The 7,559-nt window shown below is 63.6% G+C and carries 8 protein-coding genes and 1 pseudogene; 1 reads left to right on the top strand and 8 read right to left on the bottom strand.

Annotation, left to right across the window (positions count from 1 at the left end):
* The 8 genes and pseudogenes from I0Q12_RS02095 to I0Q12_RS02060 all read right to left on the bottom strand — a co-directional run.
* Nucleotides 1-355, bottom strand: a pseudogene (locus tag I0Q12_RS02095) (cyclase family protein); the annotation flags it as partial.
* A 9-nt stretch (nt 356-364) separates the two neighbouring features.
* Complete coding sequence (locus I0Q12_RS02090; protein WP_197250373.1) at nt 365-1,291, bottom strand: SDR family NAD(P)-dependent oxidoreductase; 927 nt, start codon at nt 1,289-1,291, stop codon at nt 365-367.
* Nucleotides 1,292-1,317: 26 nt separating this feature from the next.
* Nucleotides 1,318-2,916 (bottom strand): NAD(P)/FAD-dependent oxidoreductase, encoded by a 1,599-nt coding sequence (locus I0Q12_RS02085; protein WP_197250372.1) that lies wholly within the window; start codon nt 2,914-2,916, stop codon nt 1,318-1,320.
* A 19-nt stretch (nt 2,917-2,935) separates the two neighbouring features.
* The gene (locus I0Q12_RS02080; protein ID WP_197250371.1) at nt 2,936-3,901 is read right to left on the bottom strand and encodes a VOC family protein; all 966 of its coding nucleotides are present in this window, start codon (nt 3,899-3,901) and stop codon (nt 2,936-2,938) included.
* A 98-nt stretch (nt 3,902-3,999) separates the two neighbouring features.
* Nucleotides 4,000-5,229, bottom strand: coding sequence for a cytochrome P450 (locus tag I0Q12_RS02075; protein ID WP_197250370.1), 1,230 nt, complete (start codon nt 5,227-5,229; stop codon nt 4,000-4,002).
* Between the two features lie 50 nt (nt 5,230-5,279).
* Nucleotides 5,280-5,474 (bottom strand): ferredoxin, encoded by a 195-nt coding sequence (locus I0Q12_RS02070; protein WP_197250369.1) that lies wholly within the window; start codon nt 5,472-5,474, stop codon nt 5,280-5,282.
* Between the two features lie 208 nt (nt 5,475-5,682).
* Nucleotides 5,683-6,423, bottom strand: a complete 741-nt coding sequence (locus tag I0Q12_RS02065) for an SDR family NAD(P)-dependent oxidoreductase (protein WP_231609845.1) — start codon at nt 6,421-6,423, stop codon at nt 5,683-5,685.
* Nucleotides 6,424-6,456: 33 nt separating this feature from the next.
* Nucleotides 6,457-6,771 carry a carboxymuconolactone decarboxylase family protein gene (locus I0Q12_RS02060; RefSeq protein WP_374068518.1) on the bottom strand — a complete coding sequence of 105 codons (315 nt, stop codon included), beginning with the start codon at nt 6,769-6,771 and terminating at the stop codon, nt 6,457-6,459.
* Nucleotides 6,772-7,144: 373 nt separating this feature from the next.
* On the opposite strand from I0Q12_RS02060, the gene I0Q12_RS02055 reads away from it, so the two are divergent.
* On the top strand, nt 7,145-7,559 hold a 415-nt coding region (locus I0Q12_RS02055), incomplete at its 3' end, for a nuclear transport factor 2 family protein (protein ID WP_197250368.1).

Genomic DNA, 7,559 nt, shown 5'->3' with positions numbered 1-7,559 from the left:
TTCCGCCGTAACCCACATGCGCCAGTCCATCCCACTGCGTCGCGGACTGCAGTCCGGTGATGATCATGTCGTCGGCCGAGATCAGCCCGTCCGCGGTCTTCGCCGTGTCCGACGGCAGCAGTGTCATGACGTGCAACGGATTCGTTCGCAGTCCGCCGCCTTTGAAGGGGCCGTCCTTGTCGAACGGCATCCCCAGGTCGAAGGTGCGCCCGGTCCGAACGAGCCGGGCTGCCGCAACGCGCTTCTCGGGCGTCACGAAGTTCAGAGTGCCGATCTCGTCCTCGTCACCCCAGCGACCCCAGTTGCTCAGCTTTCGACCGAGTTCGTGCTGCGGCCACACCTTGTCGTCACTCACGGTTGCTCCTCATCGATGGGCCATGAAGCGCTGAACACACTCCATGAGGCTGTCAGGGATGTAGTACTCGGAACGGCTCTTGATCCGCTCGATGTTGTCGGCGACGTCCGCGATGGTGGCGTTGTGCGGGTCGGGGTGCAGGTAGCCGTCGGTGACTCCGACGAACAGCCGCGCGAAGCGGCCGGCGCCCGCGAGGTACGTCTCGCCCGTGACACCGCATGCCTCGTGGGCCAGGTAGCCCATCATGGGTGCGACAAGCGCCGGGTCCATGTCGGACTTCTGCTGTTCCGTTCCCTTGCGCACCTGGTCCATGCCGTCCGACGGCGCACCGCCCATCCGGGTCATCGCGTTCGGTGCGATCACGTTGATCTTGATGTCGCGGTCGCCTGCGGACAACGACATGCTGTTCGCCATGCCGAGCACCGCAGCCTTCGCCGTGGCGTAACCGGTGTTGTCCGGCAGGCCGAACATTCCGATCGAGGTGGTGATGACGATTCGGCCGTAGTTCTGCTCGACCATGTGCGGCCACGCGGCGTGGGAGGTGTTGAACGCCCCCATCACGTGAACCGCGAGGTGGCTTTCGATGTTGTCCGCGTCCACGTTCGGCAGTCCACCGAATCGGACGTTGCCGGCGTTGTTCACGACCACGTCGATACGGCCGAAGTGTTCCAGTGCGGTGTCGACCGCGTGCTTCGCGCCTGTCACGGTCGAGATGTCACTGACGTCCGCGACCGCGACGCCACCCGCGTCGATGATCTCCTGCACCACGAGCTGTGCCGGTGTGGTGTCCGAACCTGCCCCTTCGATCGAGCCACCCAGATCGTTCACCACGACCTTGGCGCCGAGCTCACCGAGCAGATGTGCGTAAGCTCGCCCGATGCCGCGACCGGCCCCCGTCACCACCGCGACGCGTCCGTCGAATCTGAACTTCTCCATTGCCCTGCTTTCCGTCGACATCCGGTTCACGAGAGGAACCGCGCGTACTTCGAGTCCAGAACCTCTTGCATCGCCTCACGCAGCTTCGGTCGGCCTCCCGGATTCAGCAAGAAGCTGCGAGCCTTGCCCGGAATGTTCGTTCCGTAGAAGTAGCTACCGTCGCTGAACGAGGAGTGCACGGCCAGTTCCTCGATCATCTGGTTCCACTTCTGCTCCACGTCTGCAGGAACCTCCATGACAGTCGCACCCTGCTCACGCATGTACTCGATCGCGTCGGCGATGAAGTCGACCTGGTCCTCGGCATACCGCGGATTGTTTCCGGCAGCGCCGTGCGGCCCGCCTGGGAAGAAGAAGTTCGGGAACTCTCGGCACATCGTTCCGAGGAAGGTACGCGGACCCGCGCGCCAGTGTTCCTCCAGAGCGAGCCCGTTTCGTCCACGGACGCCGAGCCTGGTCAGCGCGCCGGTTCCGAAGTCGAATCCGGTGGCCCACACGATGATGTCGAATTCCTTGAGACCGTCGGCAGTTTCGATTCCTGTCTCGGTCACCCGAGTGATCGGGGTCGACTTGATGTCGACCAGGGACACCTTGGGGTTGTTGTAGGTCTCGAAGTAGTTGGTCGTGAACGGCGGCCGCTTCGCCGCCCAGCCGTGGTCCTTCGGAATCAGCTTCTCGGCCGTCTCCGGATCGGTGACGATGCTCCGGATCTTCTCCGCCATGAACTCACACCAGTCCTCGTTGGCTGCGGAGTCGGTCATGGTATCGGCGTAGTTGCTGATCACCTTCGAGAATCCGGGACTCGTCCACATCTTCTCGTAGTGTTCCCAGCGCTCTTCTTTACTGTCCTCGAACGCTTTTCGACTGCTCCGCTGATGCAGGAACCCACTCGCGGACTCGTTGAGCATCTCGCGCATCCGCTCGAAGTCGGCCTTGATGCTCTGGTACTGCTTCGCCGACAGCGGCTCGTTGGCGAGCGGCGTGCACCAGTTCGGGGTCCGCTGATACACGGTGAGCGACTCGACCTGGTCGGCGATCACCGGGATGACCTGAACACCGCTGGATCCTGTTCCGATGACGGCGACTCGCTTACCGGTGAAGTCCACGGGCTTGTCCGGCCAGAGTCCGGTGTGATGCGACACGCCTTGGAAACTCTCCCGCCCCGGCACCTCGGGGTAGGCCGGGATCGACAGCACACCGGTCGCGGCGACGAGGAACCGTGCCCTGATCACCGTTCCGTCGTTCGCGGTGACCAACCAGGTCGTCGAATCCTCCTCGAAGACAGCGGAGGTCACCCGCGCACCGAACCGGATTTGGCGGCGCAGATCCAGGGTGTCGACCACGTAGTTGAAGTACCGCTCGTTCTCGGCCTGGCTGGCGAATCGTTCGGTCCATTCCCAGCCCTCGAACAACTCCTTGGAGAACAGGTAGCCGTAGGTGTAGCTCTCCGAGTCCAGCCGAGCACCCGGGTAGCGGTTCCAGTACCACACACCACCGACGCCGTCGCCGGCCTCGAGCACGAGGCTGGAGAACCCCGCCTCGCGAGCCCGGTACAGCTGGTGGATACCGGTGACACCGGCACCGATCACCAGTACATCGACGGTCTCGATCGTCTCCAACGAACTCATCAGCATTACCTCTTGTCGATTATCGCGGCGTTTCCGCGTTCCGCGGGTCGCCGGTTGTCAGTGCGGTGGTGAATCCCCACGGGATCCCCAGGCTCGTCTCGGACTCGGTCACGACTACCTCCTCGGTGCGAATGCGAAGGTCCACACCCTGTTCCTTCAGGTGACGCTCCACTCGCCCGAGGTCCGCCACCTTCCAGGTGATCGAGTGGTACGTGTCGTTGGGCGCGTTGACCGCCCAGGCGGAGTGCGCGGGACCGTCGGCATCGGGAACGGCATACTCGAAGACTGCATCCGCGAGGTGGACGTACGTGCTTGTGGCACCGAGTACTTCGTTCCGGCCCTCGTGAACGACGGTGCCGCCCAGACCGTCGACCATCAACCGCAACGCCCGATCCGGGCGATCGGTCAGGATGGTGTGATGCGAACACCGCTCGATTCCCAACGGGTCGTCGTCGGATACGGGCGGCACTTCCCAGCCCGGCACGAGCCGATGGTCGAGCAGAAAGGGGATCTGCGGTAGGAACTCGTACCGCAAGCCCGCGCTGTCCGGGACGGTGAAAAAGATCGGCATGGGAGACCCCGGTGCCGACGGTGGGTTGTCGCCCTCGGCGACAACCCCGTCCTGTCCGACCATCGCGATGCCGAGATCCTTGAGTCTGCGGTACGCGTCGACGATGCCGTCGACGTACCACCCGAATCCCTTGAGCGTCGGCCCGTCGACGTCCGCATACTGCTGAACACCGTTGAGCACATATAGTTTCGGATCGATGGTGTCGAACAGGACGTCACTGATCGGCGTGAAAGACGAGTAGTTCGTCGGGTACCCCTCGCTCGCGGGGGCCTTCTTCGTCATCTCCGAGAGGGGCCTGCTGGGACGCCCGAACACGCGCTCGAACCACTCCTCCGCCGCGTGGAGATCGGTCACATGGTGACTCGGGTGGTACAAGCGTGTCACGTGGAACTGTCCACTGTCGGTGTCCGACATCGATATCTCCTCCACTCGGCGTCGGACACCCGCGTCCCGACGGCCCTCTCGTCATCAATCAGATATGGGACTTAGTGTTGCGAAAGGCTCTTGGTCGACTACCAGGTCACTGGGAGCTCGTAGATCCCGTACGCCTGCGAGTCCTCCTTGAACTTCAGGTCTCTGAAGTCGCCGGCAAGCCGCAGGGTCGGGATGCGGCGGAAGAGCGTGCTGAAAACGACCTGCAGTTCGATGCGCGCAAGCTGTTGCCCGATGCACTGATGGGGACCCCAGCCGAAAGTGATGTGGTGTGCAGCCTGGCGAGCGAGGTCGAGGTCTCCAGGGCTGGGGAATGCCTCCGGATCCCAGTTCCCCGCGAGGAGCGAGACGATCAGTCCGTCACCGGCTCGAATGGTCTCGCCCTCGAACTCGATGTCCTCGACCACGGCTCGCTTGGCCATCAGGTGCGGGATGGTGAGGTACCGCAGAAGTTCCTCGACGGCGTTCGCCACGAACTTCGCATCGCCGGATCGCTCACGCAGCAGGGCGAGCTGCGCTTCGTTCTGCAGCAGCAGTCCCGTGCCCAGGGTTATCATGTTGGCACTCGTGTCGTGACCCGCGACCAGCAGGATGTGTCCGAGGCGGGACGCCTCCTCGAGCGTCAGCTCACCGTCCTTGATGCGTGTACCCAGGTCGGACAAGACGTCCTCGACCGGATTCGCCATCTTCGCCTCGATGAGGCCCGCGATGTAGCGCCGCAGCGTGGCCGCGGTTTCCGCCGACTGCTCGGGCGTCTTGTGCAGGGCATTGGTGACGCCGGCATGCGCCTGGAAGAAATCGTGGTCTTCGTAGGGCACCCCGAGAAGCTCACAGATCATCAGTGACGGCAACGGCAATGACAGCGCCTCGTTCAAGTCTGCCGGATTGGGCCCGGCGAGCATCTTGTCGATCAGGTCGTCGGTGATCTGCGCAATGGCCGGCCGGAGCTTCTCCATCCGACGCCGGGTGAACGAGCTTGTCAGCATCCGCCGCCAGTGGGCGTGGTCCGGGCCATCGGTGTTGTTGATCGACGGAAGCGACTGGCCCGCGTTCGCCTTCATCGCCGCGGTGGTGTGTGGATACCCGGGACGCCACACATTTGAACTCACCCGCGGGTCGGTGAGAATCTCTCGACCCGCGGCGTGTCCCGTCACGAGCCACGGGGTGCTGCCATCCCAGGTCCTGACCCGACGAATCGGCTTGTCCTCGTCGTGCAGCCGGACCAGTCCCGGAGGCGGCGCGAACGGGCACTCAGCCGACCTGGCCATCGGAAACTCGACCGTCTCCTGGTCCTTGACCGTCTCACTCATCTATGTCCTCTATCTGTCGACTTCGACGCAATGCGCTGGTGGAGCGGCGCCTATTCCTCGATGGTGATGGCGAGTGCCGGACATACCGCTGCGGCCCGGCGGACGTCATCGGCGAGTTCCGCTGGCGGAGAAGGGTTGAGCAGAAAGACGATTCCGTCCTCGTCGCGCTGGTCGAACACCTCTTCCGCCGCGCTGACGCACTGACCGGCAGCGACGCACTTCTCTTCGTCGATCACAATCTTCATGGCTCTCCTCGTGAACTTTCGCCCGGTCGCAGACGCGGCGGCATGAGTGCGCTGTGGATACCTGTCCTCACAGGGCACTACCGGCTGTCGCAGTGGCCGCGGATGTTCGCGCTCTGCGAAGTGTGACTGCAATCATATCTCGACCGATCGTTCGAATCAATAGGGGAAGGGATCAATGGACCCCGATCCGACCGTTCCGACGACGGAGTCACAACAGGTAGCGCCCACCATTCACGCTGAGCGTCTGGCCGGTGACATACGCAGCCTCCTCGGAAACCAGATATGCCACCGCGTGCGCGATGTCCTCCGGCTTCCCTGGACGCTTCATCGGCATCTTCGCGGCCACCGCATCGAGGTCGAAACCCTCACGGAGCAAGGGAGTGTCCACGAAACCCGGGGGCACATTGTTCACCGTGATCCCGCTACCGGCGTATTCGATGGCCAGCGCCTTGGTGAGCCCGATGACGCCGCCCTTCGACGCGGCGTAATGACCCATCGCCGGCGCGCCGGTCTGAGCGGATGACGACGAGATGTTGACGATTCGCCCCCATTCGGCCTCGAGCATGCCGGAAACGAACTCGCGGGTGACGAGATACGGCCCTTTGAGATTGATCCGAATCATGCGATCCCACACATCCTCGGTGAGATCGGTGAAGGGCACGTAGTTTGTGATGCCCGCATTGTTGACGAGAATCGTGACCGGGCCCAGTTCGGCGCGCGTCCGGGCGGCGGCGGCGGCGATCTCATCGGCATCGGCTGCGTCACAGGCGATGGCGATCGCCTTTCCCCCGGCCTCGGTGATAGCCGTGACCGTCTCCTCGGCGCCTTCCCCGTTGAGATCCCACACCGCCACCGCAGCGCCCCGCTCGGCCAGCACCGAGGCAATCGCCCGTCCCAGACCGCGCCCTCCCCCGGTCACGACCGCGTTCTTTCCGTTGAGAGACATCATTTTCTCCTCTATGGTGAGCTGGATCGAGCCGCGCTACTCCCCGAGCGCCTCTCGTGCGACCTTCCTTGCAGCCATCGCTCGCGGGAATCCTGCGTAACCGCTGGCGTGATAGACGACCTCTGCGATCTCGTCCCGGGTCAGTCCGTTGTTCAGTCCGATCCGAACATGACTCCTCAGTTCGTCCTCCGCCCCCAGCGCCATGAGAATTCCCAGAGTGACCAGACTGCGGTCCCTCCTGGACAAGCCCTCGCGGGCCCACAGCGACGACCACACGTTGACCACACCGATCTCGACCAGGTCCTCGCCCAGTCGACCATCGCGAAGGTTCAGTTCGCCGGTCTCGGGCATGCCGGGCACGATCGAGCGCATCGTCGCCACTCCGAGTGCCCGCAGGTCGGACGCTTGATCAGTGGCCGCTGAACTGTTCTCTGCCGTCACGAGAATCTCCTGTAGCGCAGTAATTTCCAGTCAAGGGTGCGCGGATCGCATGGGATGGGACTCCCCGCCATGAGCGAAGGATCCGACGGCGTTGCCGCCAGTCCGAAGCCCCGATCAGTTTTATAGTCTGATCGGTCAACTACCGGATCACCCGACCCTACGGGAGAGCGGTAGCCACTGGCAATGCCCACAATCGATTGTTCCAGTGCGATAGTAGATTTCGCCGATTCGGTGCACGATCGCGCCGCACGGACACCAATCACCGCCACCTCGAAGGAGCATCATGTCGCCATCCGGCACCCGCAGCCAAGTCACACCGGCCGTCAGTGAGGCGGTTCGCCAGGCCATCGCGTCGTACTGCCATGCGTTGGACGACGGCCGCACCGACGACATCGTGAGTCTGTTCACCCCCGGCGGACGAGCCGCCATTCCAGGCAGGGGCGTGACCGAAGGACACGCCGCGCTGCTGGACCTGTACCGCGGCCTGACACCGACCACCGCCCAGCGACACCTCGTCATGAACACCGTCGTGACCGAGGACGAGGACGGATCCGCGCGTGCGATCAGTGACGTGGTGCTCCTGCTCAAGCGCGATTCCGCGTGGGTCGTTTCCCTGGTCGGCAAGTACGACGACCGCCTCGTTCCAGGTAAGGGCGATCAATGGCTCTTCGAGGAGCGGTCATTGACCTTCACGACCC

It is taken from the genome of Rhodococcus sp. CX (assembly GCF_015865005.1).
Classification (GTDB): Bacteria; Actinomycetota; Actinomycetes; order Mycobacteriales; family Mycobacteriaceae; genus Rhodococcus.
The sequence above is the reverse complement of the archived record's forward strand: the minus strand, read 5'-3'. Positions and strand labels throughout refer to the sequence as shown.

Coding starts and splice junctions, on each gene's coding strand:
- I0Q12_RS02065 (WP_231609845.1), bottom strand. CDS start 6,423: ATGATGTCTCTCAACGGAAAGAACGCGGTCGTGACCGGGGGAGGGCGC.
- I0Q12_RS02060 (WP_374068518.1), bottom strand. CDS start 6,771: ATGCCCGAGACCGGCGAACTGAACCTTCGCGATGGTCGACTGGGCGAG.
- I0Q12_RS02075 (WP_197250370.1), bottom strand. CDS start 5,229: ATGAGTGAGACGGTCAAGGACCAGGAGACGGTCGAGTTTCCGATGGCC.
- I0Q12_RS02070 (WP_197250369.1), bottom strand. CDS start 5,474: ATGAAGATTGTGATCGACGAAGAGAAGTGCGTCGCTGCCGGTCAGTGC.
- I0Q12_RS02085 (WP_197250372.1), bottom strand. CDS start 2,916: ATGAGTTCGTTGGAGACGATCGAGACCGTCGATGTACTGGTGATCGGT.
- I0Q12_RS02080 (WP_197250371.1), bottom strand. CDS start 3,901: ATGTCGGACACCGACAGTGGACAGTTCCACGTGACACGCTTGTACCAC.
- I0Q12_RS02090 (WP_197250373.1), bottom strand. CDS start 1,291: ATGGAGAAGTTCAGATTCGACGGACGCGTCGCGGTGGTGACGGGGGCC.